The sequence below is a fragment of the Flavobacterium circumlabens genome, from assembly GCF_004345565.1.
In the GTDB taxonomy this organism is placed as follows: domain Bacteria; phylum Bacteroidota; class Bacteroidia; order Flavobacteriales; family Flavobacteriaceae; genus Flavobacterium; species Flavobacterium circumlabens.
Genome location: NZ_SLWA01000003.1, coordinates 183,163 through 204,701 on the forward strand (window position 1 = coordinate 183,163; position 21,539 = coordinate 204,701).

Sequence of the window (21,539 nt, forward strand, 5' to 3'; positions counted from 1 at the left end):
CAATTTAGAAGGAGGCAGTAGCTCAGCGGTTAGAGCAGGTAGTTTTGAAATTATCCTCAAAAGGTCAATCAAAACTTACTTCGTACACTTTTAATGTCCGGGTCGTGGGTTCGAATCCCATCTGCTTCACTATTACAGGTCAATTAAAACTTACTTCAGAAAATCGGCATTTCCGGTTCGAGTCCGGCGAGTTTTTAAATTATCAGTAATAAAATGAGGGTCAAGATTAACTTACTTCGGGGGAACCCCACCAAACTGTCACTTTGAATCAGTTAATCCATTACACTCGAATTTAAGGTCAAGTGTTTCTTACTTCAAATCTTTTAGGTAGAACCAGAAACACCATTATCTAAATTTTAAAAATTAAAAAAAAATGAAAACAAAAGAAGTATTAAAAATCAGTTTGCGTCAAAATGCCATTTTCATTCCATCAGAAATGATAGCGAATGAGGTCAAAAATTTATCAGGAACAACATCGGTTTTAATGGCCAATGTTTCAAAACTCGGATTTACATTTTCCGAATCGTTATTACACGCTTTAAATAATGTAAACCCGAATTATAAAGTAGAAGTTTTAGAAATTCTGAATGAAGTTTTAGGAACCGATAAAAACTGGACACCTTTGGTGAAAGAATGGAATATCCCAACAGGAGAAACCATTTTAGATCATGTTGCGGCCTTTTTAGCGAATTTTTTTAAAACCCAAAATGGAACCACTTTACCATGCGGACATATAATCCCGCAGAATACTTTTGTATTAGAAAGATACAATGGTTGTCCGTTCTGCGGAACTCCGTTTGAATTCGGTACAATCGAAAACTTCGGACAAGGAAGTAAATTGAAAGTGTTGGATTTATGGACAGAAAAAGAGCTGGAAGACTTTTACAAATCGTTATTACAATCCAAAACAGCTTTAGACGCTACGCAGGTAGAAAGTTTAAAAATGGCATTGAAATATTTTCCGTTGCCACAAACCGAGATCGCTATCAAAGAAACTTTGATGTTAGTGATTGATATTTTAATCGAAGAAGGAAAAGAAAATGAGGTATCTCAGTATTTTAAAACACCAACCGATATCCTGAGATATTTATGGTTCAAAAATACAGGAATGCTGCAGATTTTCGAGCCGAAAACAATTGTGAAACGTGCGTCAAAAAACGCACAGCATTTCCACCTTGTTTTAGACACAAGTGCGCAGGCAAGAATTGCTTCTCAAAAAGATTTGAAATTAAAATATTCCCGTAAAGAATGTTTAATGGTGGCCAATTGGTTGAATAATATAGATATGGAAGTAGAAGCCATGTGCGAAACCATGCATCCGAAAAGAGGAATGTGGGTTCGTTTTATCCGGGCATTGCGTCTGGCAGAATACAGCAAGAGAAAAGGTTTTGAAAAATTAGCCCTTTTAATGGATGTGTTTTACAACCAGGTGTATGACGTTTGGCAAAGCAAAGTAAACACGTCAAGATTAAAATTAGATGCCGATAAAACATTTGCATTGCTAAAACAGCGTCCGGGATTGTTTGCCCGTTCGTTATTCTCTAATATGTTATGGTTTGGTGCAGACGAGACCATCGCACATTTTGAAGAAATCATCGATAAAGTTCCGGCCCGACTGGTGTTTACCTTAAATATGTATGCTCAGAATTATTTTGATAAAAACATGCAGAGAAGTGTGAAACCTTTGGGTGGAACCAACAAACGAATTGAACCAAACGGTTTATTGAAATTGTACGATGATCTGCAATTGGAAGCAATGAAAAATCAAATCGAAGAATTGTGTCTTTTGGCCATGAAAAAACGATTTGCAGCTATTGTCAATACAAACAAAACGATCTATATCGATCCACAATTGTTTAATATTCCGGTTTCCATAGGAGATCGAAGCGATACCGTTCAGGATTTACCGGTTGCTTTAATGGGAACACGTTTCCCGATTGAAGGTAACCAAGTGCGATTGTTTATGCAATGGGGAAAGGATTTACCGGCACAGCATTTAGATATGGATTTAAGCTGTCATATCGCGTATGCAAACAATACAGATATTTGTTCTTTCAGCCGACTGACCACAACGGGTTGTCAGCATAGTGGTGATATCAGAAGCATTCCGAATAAAATCGGAACCGCCGAATATATCAATATCAACATTGAAGAATTGGCCAAAGCCGATGCCAAATTTGTAACTTTTACCTGTAACGCCTACAGTAACGGAAGCATCACGCCAAATCTTGTGGTAGGCTGGATGAACAGTAAACATCCGATGAAAATTTCGGAAAAAACCGGTGTGGCATACGATCCGTCATGTGTAGATCATCAGGTTCGCGTGACGCAAAACGTTGCCAAAGGTTTGGTTTTTGGAATTTTAGATGTAGCCAAAAGAGAAATCGTTTGGTTAGAGATGACTTTCGGAGGACAAGTTGTGCAAGGTTTAGATTGTAAAGGAGTTCAGGCGTTGCTGGCAAAACTAAGCAGCAAATTGAATATTGGTAGCCTGTTACAGCTTAAAGCGGAAGCACAAGGCTTGGCAATCACCGAAGATCAAAATGCTGATGAGATGTATACAGCACAATGGGCGATGAATCCGGCAGCAGTGACACAATTATTAATTGATTAGGAGAAAGGTACAAAGGTTCATAGGGGCATAGGTACAAAGGTTTTGTAGAGACGCACTGCGGTGCGTCTTTGCATAGTTTGGTAAATTTAATTTCGCAAAGTTTTATACATATTGTTTGTCATTTCGACGAAGGAGAAATCCTCGTGAGAAGCTCTACAAAGATTGGATTCTCGTTGCGGAGTTACTTGTGGAGATTTACTTCGTCTGTTCGCTATCGCTCGAGTCTCCTTCGTCGAAATGACATAAAATGAGGAAAAATCATTTTTAATCTTTTAATCTGTGGCTTAAAAAAAAACTTAGCGACTCTGTGACTTTGCGATAAATATGTCTTCGCTAATCATGAAAAAATAGAATTAAATTTATCTGCGCAAAATGTCTACACACTACTGTTTGAATCTTTGAAAAAAAATAAATTGATAGATATGAGAAATTCAGAATTTGAAATCCATCCTTTTAATCAAGCTTTTTATAGTCAAGCTTTATTAACCAAAACACGTTCAATTTTGAATGATGTTGAATCATTAAATGATTTTTGGAAAAAAGACTATTATGATTGTAAAAACGATGATGTAATTCTAGATTTACTTGAGAATATTATTCTTAGTGTTGGAGGAATTTCTCGGTTTTTTTGGCCTCCAAAGAGTAATTTATATTATAAGAATAGAGGAGAAAAGCTGCGCGAAGTTTATAATGTTAATGATTCAAGTATTTTAAAAAATAGAGATATGCGAAATCTTTTGGAACATTTTGATGAAAGATTAGATGATTTTTTAAAAGAATTTACTACATGGAAAGTGATGCCAAAATATGTAGGTCCAGTATTTTTTTCATCTGATACAACAGTATTTTTTAGAGCATATTTTTATGATAAGTCTATTTTTAAGATTTTGAATGTTGAATACGAAATAAAACCAATAATAGCTGAAATCAGGAGAATTCATGAAATTTTATTGCTGCAACAAAAAAATGGTGGTCGATTTATATTAGGATAAATGTCTTAAAAAAAAGAGTGTCGTCAGGAAATGGTTCCTTCGTTCCAAAGAAAATTAAACCATTCCTAAATATTACCTCTTTTTATAATTAAAAAATATTTTAAATTATGACAATCAAAGAAATAATATACAAAGCTGAAAAAAGGTTTAAAAAAATACAGCTTATTGATTATCTGTATGGATTCCAAATTCAGCCTAATACAAAGTTTACAAAAGGTATTAGCCGCAAAGAAATTGATCAGCTTGAAATTCTTTTTGGATTTAAATTTCCTTGGGAATACAGAGAGATGCTCTTAACTTTTTCAAATTTAGATACTCCCACAATTTCAATTAATCCTGAAGATAAATCCGATATTCAATATAATCAGGAGAACTTTTTTTATAATTATCCTGAGGATTATGATAAATCAAGATGGATTATTAATGAAATTGCTGAAAACAAATTTGAAGCAGAATCTGTTCTTACGGAAGCAGGTTTTGATGTTTCAAAAATAGTTGGATTCATTCCTACGTACCATCATCGGGTTCTTGTGGTTTTTGAAGATAAATATCTCTCACCAGTCATTTCTGTTTGGGGATCAGATATTATTATGTTTGGAAATAATATAAGGGAATATTTAAAAAATGAACTTTTAAGAATATAATTATGAACACACCAATATATCAAATGTTTGGTTCTGAAAATTCGCTAGATGTCGATGTAGTTTTCTTTGTTAAAGAAATGCCGGAAACAATAGTAGAAAAACTGACATTATCAAAAGAATTCAGTAAGACCATAACTTCATTTTTTCCGGAAAAAGTAATTAATGCGAATATTGCTGTTTTAAAAAATGGTCATTTAACTGGGGTTTATAAAGGAACGACAGATGAATTAAATAATGCGTTGTTTTATACTTATCGGTTTCACGAACAAAAACAGGAGAATCAAATAACGAAACTTTTGGTACGGGATGTAGATTTAAAATTTTTGAGAAGCTGTCGCATGATTTTGTCTTTTGTAAGCAAAACCGAATATCGGGTTTTAGTAAAAAAAGCTTTAAAAGGAAATCTGAATGAAAAAATTCAGGCTTTAGAAACTATAAAACTAAGCGCTATAGCTTCCTTCGGGAAAGAAAAAAATAGTCCCGATAGTATAAAATCAATAGCTTTTCAATTAGGGCAAACAATTGCGCTTCAGGAAGGAAAAGAATTTTATACCAAAAATCAAATTGCAGCTTCTTTTCCGGATTTAAGAAAATATCTTTCCAGAGAAGAAAATGTCGATTTGAATGATTTGCAGAAATGGCTTTCGACATTTATAGAAAACCTTAAAACAAGACTCTCTTTGATGAAAAACACATCAGAATACAAATATGAAGATGAAAATGATTTTAACTACGCAAAATAACTGCGCACCAAAAATTGAATCTTTGTTTAAAGATTAGAACTAATGAATACAACGCTTTTAAAAGAAATGATTACAAAAAATTATGTAAAGGTGAACAAACATCCTGAACATGATTTATACATTTATAATTATACACAAAATGCCCAATTCGAACGTGTTTGGAATGAGGTAACCTTAGCCTGCAGAGGATTGATTTTAGATCAGAATGATAACGTAATTGCAAGACCTTTTCCTAAGTTTTTCAATTTAGGCGAAATGGAAAATCAGGTGCTTCCGGATTCGACTTTTGAAGTATATGACAAAATGGATGGTTCATTAGGAATTTTGTATTGGATCAACGATGTACCTTTTATGGCGAGCAGAGGTTCGTTTGCAAGCGACCAGTCCGATAAAGCGAATGAGATGCTGCACGGAAAATACAGAAATTCGTGGTCATTTCTGGATAAAACTAAAACCTATTTGTTCGAAATTATTTATCCTCAAAACCGAATTGTATTAGATTACGGCGTGGCGGAAGAACTGGTTTTATTGGCGATTGTTGATATAAAAACCGGAGTAGAATTTCCATTAGAAGATATTGGTTTCCCTGTGGTTGAAAAATACGACGGAATCAAAGACATTATGACTTTAAAAGGATTGGATGTCAATAACAAAGAAGGTTTCATCATTAAATACGCGAACAATTTCCGTGTAAAAATTAAATTTGAAGAATACCTTCGTTTACACCGAATCGTCACTCAGGTTTCCAACGTGAACATCTGGGAATATTTAAAAACCAATCAGCCCATGGAAGAGATTCTGGAACGTGTTCCCGATGAGTTTTTCGACTGGGTAAAACAAACCAAAGGCGATTTAGAGAATCAATATTCGGTAATTGAAAATCAATGTAAAAACGATTTTAAAATTTTGGAATCGCGCAAGGAAACTGCTTTGTATTTTCTAACTTGTCAATATTCAGGAGTACTATTTGCGATGCTGGACAACAGGGAGTATTCGGAGATTATCTGGAAAATGATCCGCCCGACATTTGAAAAACCGTTTAATAAAGGAGAAGAATAAAATGAGAAAAGTAATTTTAATGAAAGGATTGCCGGGAAGTGGAAAATCGACTTTGGCAAAAAAGATAATTGCAGAAAACCCGGAAGCCTACAAACGAATCAACAGAGATGATTTGCGTGCGATGTTTGATAACGGAATTACCTCTCAAAGCAATGAAAAGTTTGTTAAAAAAGTACGTGATGTATTAATCGTAAAAGCTTTAGAAGAAGGAAAAAGCATTGTGATAGACGATACCAATTTATCGGAAACCAATCTTAGACGCGTTTCTCAATTGGTTCAGGAATATAATGAAAAATTCAATCAAAAGGTTGAAGTTGAAGTGAGAGAAGTAGATACAGCTGTTGCGGTTTGTATTGAAAGAGATGCTTTAAGAGAAAAACCTGTGGGAGAAAAAGTAATCCGAAAAATGCACAGACAATTTTTTAAAGATTCTCCGGAATACTGCACCCAAAACCCCGACCTGCCAAAAGCCATAATTTGTGATCTTGACGGAACTTTAGCCTTAATGAACGGACGAAATCCTTTTGACGCCAGCAAATGCGACGAAGACGAAATCAATACTCCGGTGGCGAATGTTCTGAGAAATTACAAGAAATTGGGATATCAGATATTGCTGGTTTCGGGAAGAGAAGACCGATACAAAGCACCGACCTTGCGTTTTCTCGAAAAACACGAAATCGAATACGATGACCTGATCATGCGTAAAACGCAGGACAACCGAAAAGATTCCATCATCAAAACCGAAATCTATCACGAGTTTATAAAAGACAAGTACTTTGTAGAATTCGTTTTAGACGACCGAAACCAGGTAGTAGATACGTGGCGAAATGACTTGAAATTGCCGTGCTTCCAGGTGTATTATGGGGATTTTTGATTGGAAGATGCTAAGGTGCTAAGTTTCTAAGCAACTAAGTTTTTAAAGTATTAATTTCTCATCTTATGTCATTTCGACGAAGGAGAAATCTTCGCGAGAAGCTCTACAAAGATTGGACTATCGTTAGGGAATTATTTGCAAAGATTTACCCCCATTTTATATCATTTCGACGGAGGAGAAATCTTCGTTGCAAGATCGACAAAGTATGGTTTTTGATTGCGGAGTTACTTGCGAAGATTTCTCCTTCGTCGAAATGACAAACTGTGTGTAAAAAACTTTGCGACTCTGCTCCCGACAACCATCGGAATTACGAGATTAATAATTAAAGAAATCCAAAAGACGAGGGTTCAAATCCTTCCTGCGCAGCTAATAAGTCGCGGTAGTTTAGCAAGGGAAAACAGTTGGTTTTTTTAAAGGAATAAAGAAGCACAGTTATACGTTTCAAAAAAAAAAGAACTTGTCACTTAACGCCTTCAAGGCAAAAAATAAATAATAATTAAAGACTCAAAGCGGATAAAACTCTGAACCTTTGCCCCTTTGAGCCTTTGCAACTTAAAAAAAATGAATACATACATAGACATAGGAATTAATTTAACCAATAAACAATTCCAAAACGACATAGACGATGTCGTACAAGACGCACTCGATGCCGATGTAGCAAAAATGATACTCACCGGCACCAGCGTCCGAAACAGTGAAGCCTCGGCTGAAATCGCTAGGCAATATCCCGGAATACTGTACGCAACAGCCGGAATTCACCCGCATGATGCGAAGAGTTTTGATGCGCAGAGCATTTCAAAACTGCGCCATTTATTAAAGCAGAAACACGTAGTTTCAGTAGGCGAGTGCGGACTCGATTTTGATCGTGACTTTTCGCCCAGAAATGTACAGGAAAGCTGCTACAAAGCCCAGTTAGAACTGGCGATTGAAGTCCAGAAACCGTTGTTCCTGCACGAAAGAGCCGCTTTTGCAAAGTTTATGGACATTACCAAAAACTATTTGCCGCAATTGCCAAAAGCAGTCGTGCATTGTTTTACCGGAAGTCTGCCCGAAGCCAAAACCTATCTCGATAACGGATTCTATCTGGGTTTTACCGGAGCGATATCCGACAGTAAACGTTTTGAGCATTTAAAAGAGGTGATTCAATACGTACCGCTCGACCGAATGATGATCGAAACCGATGCGCCCTTCATGCTCCCGAAAAATGTAGCGAACAGCCTCCTGAAAAAATACCACGAACGCCGTTGCGAACCTGCTTTTCTGCTTTTTGTGGCGGGAACGGTGGCGCAGTTTAAAAGGATTTCTTTAGATAAAGTGGCGGAGGAAACTACGAGGAATGCTAAGGAGTTTTTTGGGATTTAGGTTCAGAGAGGCAAAGGTGCAGATGTACAAAGTGTAAAACTAAAAAACTTTGTGTTTTAACGCCTTGGTGGTAAAAAGAAGCAGGCTTTTAAATCAGGTATTTTTACTGGGTTTAAAAGGCTTTTTGTTTAATTACATTTGAAAATAATCATGAAAGAAAAAATACTAGAGAAATTAAAAGAAATAGAAAAAAGCAAGAATGTAGAAATACTTTTGGCTGTAGAATCAGGAAGTCGTGCCTGGGGATTTGCTTCTCCGGACAGCGATTATGACATCCGTTTTATATACAAACACAAACCGGAGTATTATTTATCGCTTTGGGAAAAACCGGATGTAATAGAATTCATGACCGAAGACGATCTTGACGGTTCCGGTTGGGACTTACGGAAAGCCTTAAAGTTGTTAGCAAAATCTAACGCACCTTTGATCGAGTGGTTGTTTTCATCTGTGGTGTATTATCAAAATGATGATTTCGTCAAACAAATGCAGGAGGTAGCCGTAGCCTGTTTTTCGCCAATAGCAGTTTTACATCATTATTTGGGAACGACAAAAAACTTTATGGAGGTTTGTGAAATGGAAGAAGTAAAACTAAAAAGTTATTTTTACGCCTTACGCACTGCTTTAGCAGGAAAATGGATTATAGAAAATGATACTTTTCCTCCAGTTGCTTTTGCTGATTTATTGCCAATTGCGCCACAAAATATACAAGAGAAAATAATAGAATTACAAAATATAAAGGCCAATCAGGACGAAAAATACCTGCATCCAAAAGAAGTTTTAATAACTGATTTTTTATTGGAAACAGTACAATTTAATCAGGAAAATGCCAGTAAGTTGGGAAGTGGGAAGAAGTTGAGTGAACAGTTGGATTTGTTTTTTAGAAATTTAATTAATAAAATATGAAAAGTTTTTACGATTTAATTTTTTTTAAAAGTACTGGATTTAAAGATTATTTCTTGAATGAAGAAGAAGAACCTATGTCTTTCTTACCAAAATTCAATAAGATTAATATCATTGTCGGAGCAAATAATAGTGGGAAAAGCAGATTTATTAGAAATTTAATGTCTTTTCAAAATTTGGAAGGTGTTATTGATTTAGCTAAAATTAGAGTTTTTGTTCCTTTATATAATGAACAAGTCGCTGAAGCAAATAAATTAATAGAATCAAATATTACAACATATCAGTATCGATCGGACAATACATATTATTCAGGCGGAACAAATCCTGATTTACAAAATGTAAAATTACTATCTAATAATTATTTAAAGACTTTAGATATTGATTTATTTAAGGAATTTTCATCAATAATAAATGCTAATAAAAACAGTATAAATAATTTAAGTCATCTCGGTGTTAAAAATTTATATTTAAGAGATTTTAATGAAATCGATAACTTATTTTTGAAGGAATATAAAAGTATTAAAAGGTATTACATACCAACTTTAAGAACAGCTCATTCCTTGTTTAATTTTGATTTAGAGAAGTATTCTAAAATTGAGACTGATGTTTTTTTAAAAACACTTAACAATTATTACAAATTGGATAAAATTGATGTAGAAGTTTTTACCGGAATTCATCTATACAAAGAAATTTTAAATGCAAGAAATTCAAAAAGAGAAATAAGACAGTCATTTGAAAAATTTGAAAATTTTATTGGGAAATATTTTTTTGATAATAAAAAGATTGATATTGTTGCCGAATTTAATAAGGATGAGAGTTTAATTGGAAACAATAATTTAGAAAATATTAGTGTTTATATTGAAGGTGATAAAGAAACTAGAGAGCTTTATGAGTTAGGAGATGGAATCCAGGCAATAATTATATTAATGTATAAAATTTATATGGCTGAATCTGATTCTTTCATTTTTATTGACGAACCTGAAATAAATTTACATCCAGGAATGCAGAGATTGTTTTTAGAACAAATAACTGAAAATAAGGACTTAGAAAAGAAAAATCTAACTTACATAATTACTACACATTCTAATCATTTTTTAGATTTAACTATTGAAAAAGAAAATGTTTCTATATATTCATTTTCTCCAAAGAAAATTATAAATGGAGATAAACAATTTATAATTAAAAATGTAAATCGAGGAGATAATAAATTGCTTCAAGATTTAGGAGTTAATAATTCATCAGTTTTCATGGCGAATTGTAGTATTTGGGTTGAAGGAATATCTGATAGAAATTATATAAAAGCATTTTTAAAATCATATTGTCATTCAGTTGGAAAATCTTATCCTAAAGAAGATATAGATTTTGCATTTTTTGAATACGCAGGCTCAAATATTGATCATTATATTTTTAATGACAAAGTAGAAAAGGAAGATGTGGAGATTGTTTTAAATGACATAAAAGCTTTGGCAATTAGTAATAGAATATTTCTTTTAGCAGATTCTGATGCTTCTAAACAAAATAGTAAAAAAGGTCTAAGATTAAAAGAACTTGAAGATGCAAAAGTTGATAATTTTATTCCTAAAGTTATTTGGAATACAAGAGAGGTTGAAAATCTTTTAACTAATGAAATGTGGAAAGAAATTCTCATTGAGTTTTGTAATAAAACTTTAGTTAAGTCAAATGAAGCGGATATTTTATTAAAAATTGATAAAGCATTTTCCGAAGTCGATTATTCAGGTTTTGCAAAAAAATATGTTGGAGAATTTCTTGAAGAAATAAGAAATAAAATGGGAAAGATTTCTTCAACGTTTATAGTTAATCAATCTGCTTATGAAGTAAAGTCAGATGGTTCATTTGGGACAATAATTAACAAGCGAGAATTAAGTGAGTTAGTTTTTAATAAAAATTTTTCATGGGAAATCTTATCTAAAAACAAAGAAATTGAAAAATTAACAATCGAAATTTATAATTTCATTACGCAAAAAAAATGACCATTTACGATTTAAAATCCCAAACCCTAATCCTCTTCGAAGTTATTTCAGGAAGTAAATCTTTTGGGTTAAATACACCAACATCAGATACCGATATAAAAGGCGTTTATTATCTGCCCAAAGAAAAGTTTTTTGGGTTAGAGTATATTCCGCAGATCAGTAATGACACCAACGATGAGGTTTATTATGAGATTGGTCGTTTTGTAGAATTACTGCTTAAAAATAATCCTAATATACTCGAGATTCTGGCTTCGCCGGAAGATTGTGTTTTGTACAAACATCCGTTAATGGAGCATTTACAGATAGAAGATTTTTTATCTAAACTCTGCAAAGACTCTTTTGCCGGTTATGCCGTAACGCAAATCAAAAAGGCGAGAGGTTTAAATAAGAAAATTGTAAACCCAATGGCAAAGGAAAAGAAAAGTCTTTTGGATTTCTGTTATATTCTTAAAGGTTATGAAACTGTTGGGGCCAATACTTTTTTAGCAGAAAATAATTTAAAGCAGGAACAATGCGGTTTGGTGAATTTGCCTAATTCAAAAGGAATGTTTGCGTTGTTTTACGATCAGGATAAAACGTTAGGTTATAAAGGAATAATTCAAAAAGAAAGCTCGAATGAAGTTTCACTTTCTTCAATTCCTAAAAACGAAAAATTAATTGGTTATTTATCCTGTAATCAGGATGGATATTCTAAATATTGCAAAGAATATACGGAGTACTGGAGTTGGATAGAGAAACGAAACGAAGATCGTTACAATACGAATCAGCAACACGGTAAAAATTACGATAGCAAAAACATGATGCATACGATTCGCCTTTTGCAAACTGCTGAACAAATTCTATCAACAGGGAAATTAAATATTAGAGTTCCTAATCGCGAAGAATTACTGGATATAAAAGCCGGAAATAAAGAATACGATGATTTACTGGAGATGGCAGATAATTTGATCGTGTCGATAGAAAACCATTATCTGACATCAATTTTACCTGAAAAACCGGATGAAGAAAAGGTAATTCAGACTTTAATCAAAATCAGAGAAGAATTATATCAATAAAAGATAAAAATCGCACTCACTTAGGGCGATTTTTAATTTAACGTAAGATCTATCAGTTCTAAAAGCAACTATTTTATACCGCCTTTTGTAGAGAGACTTTAGGAGATTATAATTGTAATGGATAAACAAACAATAAGTAAGAACCTTTTTGTACAGGAACAATCCTAAAAGTTCCGTTGATAGCTTCCATTCGTAAAGACATATTAGTTAAACCATTTCCTTTTTGAATTGTATCTGATAATCCAATACCATCATCGATGATTGCAATTTTAAAGGAAGAATCCGTTTGTTCAAACTGAATATGAATGTTCTTTGCCTGGCTATGTTTATAAACATTATGAACGGCTTCCTTAATCACTAGAAAAAGGTTTCGTCTTGCTTTTGCAGATAAATTAGTTTCCTTTTCAAGAATGCTTGAATCCAATTTTGAATCAACTGTAGTTTTATCCAAAAAGCGTTTGACATACAAACCGGTATATTCAATAAAATTGCCAATAGTATCATTTTGCGAATTCAAACTCCAAAGAATTTCCCGCATGGCTAAATTCATATCCTCAGAAGTATTTATAATTGCTTCCAGATCTTCTGAATAAGTTTCCATTGGCATTTTATATTTTAAAAACTCAGCCTGAAGTTTTATAGCAGAAATTCCGGCACCTAAATCATCATGCATATCTTGAGAAATGCGTTCTCTTTCTAACTGAATCGCTTTTTGACGCTCTAATTCTTTCTGCAACAATCGGTTTTTGAATTCACTTTCTTTTATCTGATCTTCTTGCTGCTGAATTAATTGTTTTTTATTGTAAATAAATACGACCATCACAATGAAACCGACAAAAAGTAACATCACAATAATGGCAATGATATAAGTGACTTTTATTTCTTGTGGAAGCTCTTTCATTTATTTTTATTTTTTGCAATTGTTTCATATTTCATTAAACCCTTAAAAAATAAAAGATACATAATGCTATTTACGATGTATACCAATTCTCTTAGTAAAATTAAAAAACCCTGATCGGTACTATCAAAAAGATATCTTGGAATTACTCTAAAAATAAAAAAACAGCCCCAAAGCAGCAAAGCAGCTGAAATCCAAAAAATAGGATCATCCGTAATTTTACCTTCTGATGGCAAAGCAATTTTTTGATAAAACCACAGCATTGTATTTAAAATATAAAAGATAGGTAAAGCGATGACTAATTTTGAATCTAAATTTTCAACCAGAAAGTTTGTAGATACTAAAATATAAATCATGAGAATAAAAGAAAACAAACTAGCTATCTTTTTTAGATTTTTATGGAATTGTATGGAGTAATAAAACGAAAAAAACAAAATACAGAATACACAATACACATTATACTGGAAACTCCATTTCGAATTTTTATCTATTAAAAGAATTATCCAGGAAAATAGTTCTACAAGAAAAGTAATAAAAAGATATATCAATAAATAGTTTTGACTAGAAAGATTAAATTTTCCAGCCAAAACTATTGATTTTAATAGTGTTATAAGTAATATTATCTCATAAACATATATCATTAAGGCCTTAAGTTGCCTAGGTCATAACCAATACTTTCATCATATAAGTTATTGCTTTTATTATAAAGTGCATGAACACTAAAGGCAATTCTATTATTTCTGTCTGTAAAATCGGCTAATATTTCATTCTCTGGATTAGTAGAACTATATTGAATCATAGTAAATCTTAACGAAGTAATAGTAGGGTATAATCTTTCCATTTCTTCTATGTACGCTTCAATTTCATCTAAAGTATAAAAAATCAAAGTGTCTTTTGATCTAGTGTGATTATATAATTTATATCCTAAACCTTTGTCAAAATCACCTACAATACCTGTAATATCTTGCTCTATAAAAACGTCTCCTTGTAAAGTATATAAAACGTCACTATCACTATTAGTAGTATCATATATAATCTCGCATCCTTCATTATCCGAAAATGATAAACCTAAGCTTAATAAGCTATTTTTTTCGGTATAATAAAATTTACAGTTTTTTTTAGTTTTGCTTAAAATTAAGTTTTTAAATTCTTGAAAATCAATTAAAAAGCTTTTAGTTAGACCAGCGATATTAAGATCTTTATACCTTTTTGTAAAATGATTTTCTACTTCTTCGTCAATCTTTTTTTTAAAAAGAATTCCATCAATTTTTTCTTGTTGTAATTTTTCTAATTCCATGATTTCTAGTTTTTGGTGTTAAACTTGTTAATTGCTTCAATTTTGTTACTTACCTGTAATTTTCTGTAAATATTACCGATGTGTTTTTTAATGGTATCAATAGTGACACTTTTTTTATCGGCAATTTCTTTATAGAGAAGCCCTTGCGCCAGCAATTCAAGAACTTCTTTTTCGGTTACCGTAAGTAATGCTAAAGTTTGTACTTGCACTTTTGTTTCCTGAAAATGTTGTAAAACACGCTTAGCAATAGCAAAACTCATCGGGGCACCTCCATTGTGAGCTTCTGTAATGGCCTGAATAATTTTAGTCAGCGGGTCCCCTTTTACAAGATAACCGCTCGCACCTGCACGCAATGCCGAAAATATTTTTTCGTCATTCTCAAAACTGGTGCACATTACGAAAGTAGTGCCCGGCATTAATTCTGTTAGTTTAAAAACAATATCAATACCCGATAAATCCTGCAGTTGAATGTCCATCAGAACCACGTCTGGTTCCAGGGCTTCCAATTTTTGCAAAGCATTTTTACCATTAAAAAATTGAGCTACACATTCCATATCTTTCTGGAAGTCGATGATATTCTTTAAGGCCTGATTGTAATTCTTATCATCTTCTACTATGGCTACTCTTATTTTCATGGCGTTACATTTTCTTTTACAAAGTTGTGCAATAAGCTCATTGAGCGCAATTACCCTTTCGGGTGATATTTGAAATTAACATGGAAAGACGAATGTTAAATATCGAATAAACTTACAAAAAAATATATAAGAAATTCAAAAAATAAAATATCACCCAAACGGGTAATTGATTGATATGCTGTTCTCAAAATACATTTGAACCAATAACTTTAAAACATAAAAATCATGAAAAACTTAATTACAGCACTGTTTGTCCTTTTAATTAGTAACAATTTAGTAAAGGCACAAGACCAACCTACGAGATGCGAAAATGCAGTAACGCCCTTTGATGTTAATATGAAAGGAAAAATTACAAGTCAGGTTAGATCAGCACATCAATATTATATGTATAGCAAAGATCCGGCTGCAGGAGATACTTACGCAGAGAGAACTTTAAATTTGCAAAAAGAAATAGTTAAAACTTTTCAGGCTTTTATGAAAGCTCGAAGAGAAGAATATAGAAAAACAGTATGTTACTACTATAAAGTAGATTGGAATAAACCCGGTAATAGTAGTAATAGAACTTTAACAGTTCAACCAGGTTTTTATTTACTGACAGGTACTTTGAAAAGAACTTTGAATGGAGATTGGAAAGGAGGGCCTGTTTGGAGTCCAAATGAAATCAACCCAACATCAATTACATGGAGAACTGGGGGACATAAAAAAAGTAATACATTTGTAGACATTCAGGCTGTTTATGATCAGAATTATGTAGATAATACTATAATTAATGAATTGAATCAAGCAAGAAAAGAACTCAATGATTTAGGTATTCCTACAGAATTACCTCCGTTTTTAGAAGTATAAGTACTGCCTCTGCGTTATGCGAAAACTTCTGCTTTCGTAATGACCTCATAAATCAAAATTTTGCAAATAAATTGAACTGCCCTCAAAAAGTAAAATACTAGTTGGGGGCATTTTTATATTACAAATTAAGCTAAACCAGCTATAAAATTTAACAACAAATAGAGTTGTAAAAAAAAGAAAGAATATCACCCAAACGGGTAATTGATTGATATGCTGTTGTCAGGATACATTTGAAAGGTTAACTAAAAACACTAGAAATCATGAAAACAATTAAGGTAAAAGTTAGAATTAGTGGTGGATTAGCACCCGTGCCAATTAAAGTTGAAATCAAAAACGTGGATACTCGTGAAGAAATTGAGTATGAATCTCCAACTTCTTTTAATCAAGATTTTAATATAGAAAGCGGTCGATATACCCTTCAACTATTTGGAATGAACCCTATAAATGGAAAAACAGAAATTGAGGTATCGGGTAGTTTTACCAGAGGACCATTTCATAATGCTAAAAGAGTGACAGCGAAGCCATTCATTACTGAATTATTTTATTTCGAAATTTAAATAAACAGATCATGAAAAAATATTTTATAAGCTTGCTACTTTTAATGTCTGTTCATGTTGTGTTAGCGCAAGATGAAGAAGTACAAAAATTCAGAGAAGCTACGGATAATTCAAAATCAGGAAATTACAAAGAAGTTTTATCTAATTTATTTCAATTAGGAACTAGTAATTTAACGGGGCCAAACAAAAGTGTCGAATTTAATTCTACTTTATACGGTATTAAATCTATTTTTTGCGATAGTATCACAACAGATAAAGTTTTTTCTGAACAGAAATTTTCAAGAAATTTAGAGTTCAATACGAAGCTTAATTTCGATGAACAATTTAATTACAAAGGATTTTCTGGCGGAATTACTTACGCTTTGATTAATCAGAGAGACAAAGACGTTGCCAATTTCAAAGATACAGATCTATACAAGAATTTACAATTTTTTAATAATCAATCATCTGAAATACAGTTTGGTTTTGTTAATGATTTAACTAAAATACATGATGATTTTGTTGATGAATTAACTAAAACAGGTGACAAGGAGTTAAGTGCAAAAATAGAAGCTATAAACATAGCAGCCTCTATACTTATAAATAAAGAATTTGATAAAATAGAGGAATTAAGTAAATCAAATATTTATTTTGATAAAATCATTACTGAGTTTGAAAACCGAAACAAATCGATAAATTTGAAAGATTATATTACGAAAATTAATAAATTAAGAAAAGAAGAATATTCCAATCTTGAAAAAAAGGCATTATGGACGGTTTCTTTAAATGGAACTACTAACGATAAGGGAAATAATCAGAAACTTACTTTCGGGACTGTTTTTTTGCAAGGTTTAAAACGCCTGGAATTAGATATTAGATCAAATTTAATTTACTCCGACACTTTAATAGAAAAGAGCGTTCAACGATTAGAATTGAGAAATTGTGCTGGTCTTAACTATAAAATGTATAAAAGAAATGAACAAAGTGTATTTGAAATAAAATTATATATGGAGTATAATTCGATTTTGAAAAATCAATTACCTGATGAAAAAAAGAATAGTTTTTTAGCGAGTTCCGATTTCAGACTTCGTGTAACTAAAGACATTTGGATTCCTTTAACTATCAAGTATGATATTGAGAAATCTAATTTTCTTGGTTTTTTGAATGTTACTTATAATTTTGGAAAAGAGGACAAAAATAAACTCGAAAATAAATAAATAAATCTTACAGTTTTTCATTGAGTAAAACACTGCTGCGCAAAATAATTGCGTAGCAGTGTTTTTATTTTGGAACTTGAGAAAAAGCAGGCTTTTAAATCAGGTGTTTTTACTGGGTTTAAAGGCTTTTTGTTTATATACATTTGGAGGCAGAGATGATTTTTTAAAATTTAAATTGAATTTTATGGAAATCCGTAAAGTTGTAATTGAAATGTAAGTCATCTTTGATGAAATGTTTTTTAAAGTAAACAAGGATTAGAAAAATGCTTATTAGTTGGTAATGAACTTAATTGGTATTTAGATTTATTTAAGGATTATAAAATAAAAATTTAAAAATTATGGCTACTATCAATAGAGGTTCAGAATGGAGAAAATGGGATTTACATGTTCATACACCAGCTACATTATGTTCAGACTATGGCGGTGATACTGATGTAATTTGGCAAAAGTATTTTGAAGAATTAGAAAGACTTGCAGTTGAAAAAAATATTAAAGTTATAGGTATTAATGATTATCTATTTATTGATGGATATAAGAAAGTATTAGAATATAAAAAAAATGGTGGACTTAGTTCCGTTGAACTTATTTTACCAGTTGTTGAATTTAGATTAAGAGAATTTGTTGGGAGTAAAGAATTAGGGAGATTAAATTATCATGTGATTTTCGCTGATGATTCTCTATTGACAATAGATCAAATAGAAACTCATTTTCTATCAAACTTGAAAGGAAAAGGAAATTTAGAAGCAACTTGTCCTGATGGTTTTACATGGGGAGGAGTTATAACAAGAGAGACATTAATTGATTTAGGTAATCATATAATTGAAAACACACCTGTTGATAAAAGAACTAACGTTAGTCCAATAGAAGTTGGTTTCAATAACTTAAATTTTGAATTATCTAAAATTCAAGAAATCTTAGGAGAAGGCTCAGAACCTAATACATTTCTTAAAGATAAATATTTTAAAGCTATTGGAAAGGCAGAATGGGAAGATTTCAGGTGGGATACCTCTGCGTTAGAAAAAAAGAGTATAATTAATGGAGCCCATTTTGTATTTTCAGCTTCTCCAACTTTTGAGCAAGCAAATAAAGGGAAAGAAACTTTAGAAAAACAAGGTGTTAGCAGTAGATTAATGCATTGTAGTGACTCCCATGGTTTTGCTAAAGATATTAATCATACTAATTCCAAAGAATTGGGACATTGCTTTACATGGATAAAAGCTAATCCAACTTTTGAAGGTTTGAAACAAATCATTTATGAACCAGAAGAAAGGGTTAAAATTCAAAAGGAGCAACCTGAATCTGAAAAATTAGATCATTTGATGATTGAAAAAATTACTTTTACATCTTCAAATCTCAGATTTACAAGAGAGCCAATTTATTTTAATAAAAATCTTAATGTTATAATTGGAGGAAAATCCTCTGGAAAATCTATTTTATTATATGAAATAGCCAAAACTCTATATTCTAACGTTTCGGATAAAGTTTTAAAATATACAGATATAGAAGATTATAAAGAAAAAGATTTATATGATTTAAGTTTTATTTCGAAAGATGTCATTGATGCAGATTATAATTTTACAATAGAGTTATTTTCAAGAAGTAGCCAAACATTAAAAGACCGTGTTGTCAATTCTAGTATTTTACCAAGTATAAAATATATTCCTCAAAATCATCTTGCAAACCTTGTAGATAAGAGTAGAAAAAATGGTGCAACGCTAAAAAAATTAATCCGAGATCTAATATTAGAAGACCCTGAGTATAAAACTAAATATGATGATTTTGTAGCTCACGCACAAAGGAATGACGAAAAAAGAAGTCAAGATATAGATTATTACTTTAATTTAAAAAATGAATTAAAGAAAAAAGAAGATGATTTGCTAACTAAAGGAGATACAAAAGCATTAAAAGAAGGTGTTGAATTTAATAAGCAAAAGATCACGCAACTTAATAAAGATTTTACACCTGAAGAACAAAGTCAATATAAGGAACTTAATGAAAAATTGAGTTCATTAAATATTAAAGAGAATGAAATTAATACAGATTTTGAAAAATTAGATATTTTTCGAGCTGATATAGCACGTTTCCTTATTGAATTTGCGAGTAAAAAGAAAATAGTTTTAGATTCCTTGCAAAATGAAAATATTAAAAATGAATATTCAAGTAAATTACAATTTGTTGATGATGCATTAATAAGTATAAATGAAATAACTAGGCAACTTCAGAAGGACGAGAATAATAAATTTATTGAAGATTCAACGTTTGCCAAAGAAACAATACTAATTAATGTTGCAAAAGAAAATGTTGATAATGGCTTGAAAGTTTTTAATAATAAGTTAGAAGATCAGAAACAAGTAGCAGCACTTCAGAAAAGTATTGCAGAGGATGAATCTAAACTTGCTGCTATTGAACAATTTTTAAAAGAAATAGAAACTACAAAAATCGCTATCGTTGCTCAAAGAGAAAAAATATTTAGCGATTTTGCTACTAATTTGAAGCTATATGAAAGTATTATTGAAAATTTAAAACCCCGTATTTCAAATATTCAGAATGAAACTGATAAAATTGAAATCTTACCAGTGATAAAGTATAACTTTCCTAAGTTTAGGGAATTAGCAGATGAAGTTTTTAATGGTAGAAGTTTTAATAATCAAGGTTTTGGTTATTTATATCAATATGCGAATGATAATCCAAAATCGGCACTTGCGGAAGTAGATTTTACAGAAATTGAAAAAGCATTACGAGTGATGTTCGAAAAAATTGAAAATAACCAATTAGTAACTAAAGGAGGGAACTCACAAAAAGACGCTTGTGAAAAAATATTTACAGATTTCTTTTTTGATCATTGGGATGTAAAATCGCAAGGAGATGATATTCATAAAATGTCCACAGGAAAAGCAAGCTTCGTATTGCTAAAATTGATTATAAAACTAAGTAAAGAAGATGGACCGATTTTAATTGATCAACCTGAAGATAATCTTGATAATCGGTCAGTTTCTCATGAATTGGTAGAATTTTTAAAAGAGAAAAAGAGAGAAAGACAAATTATTTTAGTAACTCATAATCCGAACATTGTTGTTAATGCAGATGCCGAAAACATAATTGTAGCAAATCAAAAAGGACAAAACGATACAGCAGAAAAAGAAAGCACAAGTGATTATCATTTTGATTATATTAACGGAGCTTTAGAAGATTCATTTCCAAAAAATGGCAAAACCGATTTGTTAAAATCAATGGGAATTCGTGAACATATTGCAGAAATTGTTGAAGGAGGAAAAGAAGCATTCAAAAAAAGAGAGAAAAAGTATGGATTTTAAATGCATTCTCGTCCAATTAAAATAAAACCTAAAAAAGCGCAAACCATAAAAAATTTGCGCTTTTCCAATTTTATATAAAAGAAAAAGAAAATCCTATTTCCCTTTCATCAATTTTTCTAAATACTCCACCTTATCCTTCTCCGCCTGAACCAAACGTTCGTAAAGTTCCACCACTTTATCAAGAGGATTGAAGGTGCAATGATTGTTATGAGTATTTCCTTGAGCACCAGTATTAGAACTATTATCGTAAAAGCTATTAAAGAAATTAAAAACAGATTCTTCCGAAAAGTTTTCAATAGCTTCTACCGTAACACCAAGTGCTTTTGCAATTTCTTTCAGTTTTTCGGGATCAACAGTTTCGCTGGATTCAATAACGGAAATATTTTTCTGGCTTGTTCCAATAGCTTCTCCAAGTATTTCTTGTTTCATACCACGAAGTTCTCTGATTCGGCTTATATTTCGGCCAATGTGTCTGGGTTTGGTTGCTGTGCTCATAGTTCAAAGATAATAATTATGAATAAAAAAATTAGATAATTTGGTAATTAGATAATTAGATAATGTG

Annotated in this window: 19 protein-coding genes and 1 tRNA gene; 15 read left to right on the plus strand and 5 right to left on the minus strand. The window is 31.8% G+C overall.

The features are described from left to right. The first annotated feature begins 11 nt into the window (after nucleotides 1-11). From EV142_RS24030 to EV142_RS09170, 11 genes are all read left to right on the plus strand, one after another. Nucleotides 12-129 (plus strand) — tRNA-OTHER (locus EV142_RS24030). Between the two features lie 244 nt (nucleotides 130-373). Continuing rightward, nucleotides 374-2,614, plus strand: a complete 2,241-nt coding sequence (locus EV142_RS09125) for a hypothetical protein (RefSeq protein WP_132034720.1) — start codon at nucleotides 374-376, stop codon at nucleotides 2,612-2,614. Nucleotides 2,615-3,036: 422 nt separating this feature from the next. Continuing rightward, nucleotides 3,037-3,606, plus strand: a complete 570-nt coding sequence (locus tag EV142_RS09130) for a hypothetical protein (protein WP_132034722.1) — start codon at nucleotides 3,037-3,039, stop codon at nucleotides 3,604-3,606. A 107-nt stretch (nucleotides 3,607-3,713) separates the two neighbouring features. Beyond that, nucleotides 3,714-4,250 (plus strand): hypothetical protein, encoded by a 537-nt coding sequence (locus EV142_RS09135; protein ID WP_132034724.1) that lies wholly within the window; start codon nucleotides 3,714-3,716, stop codon nucleotides 4,248-4,250. Between the two features lie 2 nt (nucleotides 4,251-4,252). Next, on the plus strand, nucleotides 4,253-4,993 hold the full coding sequence (locus tag EV142_RS09140; RefSeq protein WP_132034726.1) for a hypothetical protein: 741 nt from the start codon (nucleotides 4,253-4,255) through the stop codon (nucleotides 4,991-4,993). A 42-nt stretch (nucleotides 4,994-5,035) separates the two neighbouring features. Further along, nucleotides 5,036-6,052: an RNA ligase gene (locus tag EV142_RS09145; RefSeq protein WP_132034728.1), complete on the plus strand. Its 1,017-nt coding sequence runs from the start codon at nucleotides 5,036-5,038 to the stop codon at nucleotides 6,050-6,052. A 1-nt stretch (nucleotide 6,053) separates the two neighbouring features. Beyond that, nucleotides 6,054-6,926, plus strand: a complete 873-nt coding sequence (locus EV142_RS09150) for a phosphatase domain-containing protein (RefSeq protein WP_132034730.1) — start codon at nucleotides 6,054-6,056, stop codon at nucleotides 6,924-6,926. Between the two features lie 561 nt (nucleotides 6,927-7,487). After that, nucleotides 7,488-8,288, plus strand: coding sequence for a TatD family hydrolase (locus EV142_RS09155; RefSeq protein WP_132034732.1), 801 nt, complete (start codon nucleotides 7,488-7,490; stop codon nucleotides 8,286-8,288). Between the two features lie 150 nt (nucleotides 8,289-8,438). Beyond that, on the plus strand, nucleotides 8,439-9,191 hold the full coding sequence (locus EV142_RS09160) for a nucleotidyltransferase domain-containing protein (RefSeq protein WP_132034734.1): 753 nt from the start codon (nucleotides 8,439-8,441) through the stop codon (nucleotides 9,189-9,191). Continuing rightward, on the plus strand, nucleotides 9,188-11,179 hold the full coding sequence (locus EV142_RS09165; RefSeq protein ID WP_132034736.1) for an AAA family ATPase: 1,992 nt from the start codon (nucleotides 9,188-9,190) through the stop codon (nucleotides 11,177-11,179). Before EV142_RS09160 ends, EV142_RS09165 begins: the two co-directional genes overlap by 4 nt. Then, nucleotides 11,176-12,234 (plus strand): nucleotidyltransferase domain-containing protein, encoded by a 1,059-nt coding sequence (locus EV142_RS09170; RefSeq protein ID WP_132034738.1) that lies wholly within the window; start codon nucleotides 11,176-11,178, stop codon nucleotides 12,232-12,234. The genes EV142_RS09165 and EV142_RS09170 overlap by 4 nt, the downstream gene beginning before the upstream one ends. Before the next feature lie 106 nt (nucleotides 12,235-12,340). Here the strand turns inward: EV142_RS09170 and EV142_RS09175 are convergent, their stop codons facing one another. The 4 genes from EV142_RS09175 to EV142_RS09190 form a co-directional block, all read right to left on the minus strand. Beyond that, nucleotides 12,341-13,135, minus strand: coding sequence for a sensor histidine kinase (locus EV142_RS09175; RefSeq protein WP_132034740.1), 795 nt, complete (start codon nucleotides 13,133-13,135; stop codon nucleotides 12,341-12,343). Then, complete coding sequence (locus tag EV142_RS09180; RefSeq protein WP_132034742.1) at nucleotides 13,132-13,506, minus strand: hypothetical protein; 375 nt, start codon at nucleotides 13,504-13,506, stop codon at nucleotides 13,132-13,134. The genes EV142_RS09175 and EV142_RS09180 overlap by 4 nt, the downstream gene beginning before the upstream one ends. A 266-nt stretch (nucleotides 13,507-13,772) precedes the next feature. Next, nucleotides 13,773-14,429, minus strand: coding sequence for a hypothetical protein (locus EV142_RS09185; protein WP_132034744.1), 657 nt, complete (start codon nucleotides 14,427-14,429; stop codon nucleotides 13,773-13,775). Nucleotides 14,430-14,434: 5 nt separating this feature from the next. Then, entirely contained in the window at nucleotides 14,435-15,064 is a 630-nt protein-coding gene (locus EV142_RS09190; RefSeq protein WP_132034746.1) for a response regulator transcription factor, read from the minus strand. A 225-nt stretch (nucleotides 15,065-15,289) separates the two neighbouring features. Here EV142_RS09190 and EV142_RS09195 point away from each other — a divergent pair, with 225 nt between their 5' ends. The 4 genes from EV142_RS09195 (at nucleotide 15,290) to EV142_RS09210 (ending at nucleotide 20,977) form a co-directional block, all read left to right on the plus strand. Then, entirely contained in the window at nucleotides 15,290-15,910 is a 621-nt protein-coding gene (locus EV142_RS09195; RefSeq protein WP_132034748.1) for a hypothetical protein, read from the plus strand. A 260-nt stretch (nucleotides 15,911-16,170) separates the two neighbouring features. After that, nucleotides 16,171-16,467, plus strand: a complete 297-nt coding sequence (locus tag EV142_RS09200; protein WP_132034750.1) for a hypothetical protein — start codon at nucleotides 16,171-16,173, stop codon at nucleotides 16,465-16,467. A gap of 11 nt (nucleotides 16,468-16,478) precedes the next feature. Further along, nucleotides 16,479-17,663, plus strand: a complete 1,185-nt coding sequence (locus EV142_RS09205) for a hypothetical protein (protein WP_132034752.1) — start codon at nucleotides 16,479-16,481, stop codon at nucleotides 17,661-17,663. Between the two features lie 338 nt (nucleotides 17,664-18,001). Next, a complete protein-coding gene (locus tag EV142_RS09210) occupies nucleotides 18,002-20,977 on the plus strand; it encodes a TrlF family AAA-like ATPase (RefSeq protein ID WP_132034754.1) in 2,976 nt (991 codons plus the stop codon). 93 nt (nucleotides 20,978-21,070) lie between these two features. Here EV142_RS09210 and EV142_RS09215 read toward each other — a convergent pair whose 3' ends face one another. After that, complete coding sequence (locus EV142_RS09215) at nucleotides 21,071-21,472, minus strand: helix-turn-helix domain-containing protein (RefSeq protein WP_132034756.1); 402 nt, start codon at nucleotides 21,470-21,472, stop codon at nucleotides 21,071-21,073. Nucleotides 21,473-21,539 lie beyond the last annotated feature (67 nt).

Coding starts and splice junctions, on each gene's coding strand:
- EV142_RS09125 (WP_132034720.1), top strand. CDS start 374: ATGAAAACAAAAGAAGTATTAAAAATCAGTTTGCGTCAAAATGCCATT.
- EV142_RS09130 (WP_132034722.1), top strand. CDS start 3,037: ATGAGAAATTCAGAATTTGAAATCCATCCTTTTAATCAAGCTTTTTAT.
- EV142_RS09135 (WP_132034724.1), top strand. CDS start 3,714: ATGACAATCAAAGAAATAATATACAAAGCTGAAAAAAGGTTTAAAAAA.
- EV142_RS09140 (WP_132034726.1), top strand. CDS start 4,253: ATGAACACACCAATATATCAAATGTTTGGTTCTGAAAATTCGCTAGAT.
- EV142_RS09145 (WP_132034728.1), top strand. CDS start 5,036: ATGAATACAACGCTTTTAAAAGAAATGATTACAAAAAATTATGTAAAG.
- EV142_RS09150 (WP_132034730.1), top strand. CDS start 6,054: ATGAGAAAAGTAATTTTAATGAAAGGATTGCCGGGAAGTGGAAAATCG.
- EV142_RS09155 (WP_132034732.1), top strand. CDS start 7,488: ATGAATACATACATAGACATAGGAATTAATTTAACCAATAAACAATTC.
- EV142_RS09160 (WP_132034734.1), top strand. CDS start 8,439: ATGAAAGAAAAAATACTAGAGAAATTAAAAGAAATAGAAAAAAGCAAG.
- EV142_RS09165 (WP_132034736.1), top strand. CDS start 9,188: ATGAAAAGTTTTTACGATTTAATTTTTTTTAAAAGTACTGGATTTAAA.
- EV142_RS09170 (WP_132034738.1), top strand. CDS start 11,176: ATGACCATTTACGATTTAAAATCCCAAACCCTAATCCTCTTCGAAGTT.
- EV142_RS09175 (WP_132034740.1), bottom strand. CDS start 13,135: ATGAAAGAGCTTCCACAAGAAATAAAAGTCACTTATATCATTGCCATT.
- EV142_RS09185 (WP_132034744.1), bottom strand. CDS start 14,429: ATGGAATTAGAAAAATTACAACAAGAAAAAATTGATGGAATTCTTTTT.
- EV142_RS09190 (WP_132034746.1), bottom strand. CDS start 15,064: ATGAAAATAAGAGTAGCCATAGTAGAAGATGATAAGAATTACAATCAG.
- EV142_RS09195 (WP_132034748.1), top strand. CDS start 15,290: ATGAAAAACTTAATTACAGCACTGTTTGTCCTTTTAATTAGTAACAAT.
- EV142_RS09200 (WP_132034750.1), top strand. CDS start 16,171: ATGAAAACAATTAAGGTAAAAGTTAGAATTAGTGGTGGATTAGCACCC.
- EV142_RS09205 (WP_132034752.1), top strand. CDS start 16,479: ATGAAAAAATATTTTATAAGCTTGCTACTTTTAATGTCTGTTCATGTT.
- EV142_RS09210 (WP_132034754.1), top strand. CDS start 18,002: ATGGCTACTATCAATAGAGGTTCAGAATGGAGAAAATGGGATTTACAT.
- EV142_RS09215 (WP_132034756.1), bottom strand. CDS start 21,472: ATGAGCACAGCAACCAAACCCAGACACATTGGCCGAAATATAAGCCGA.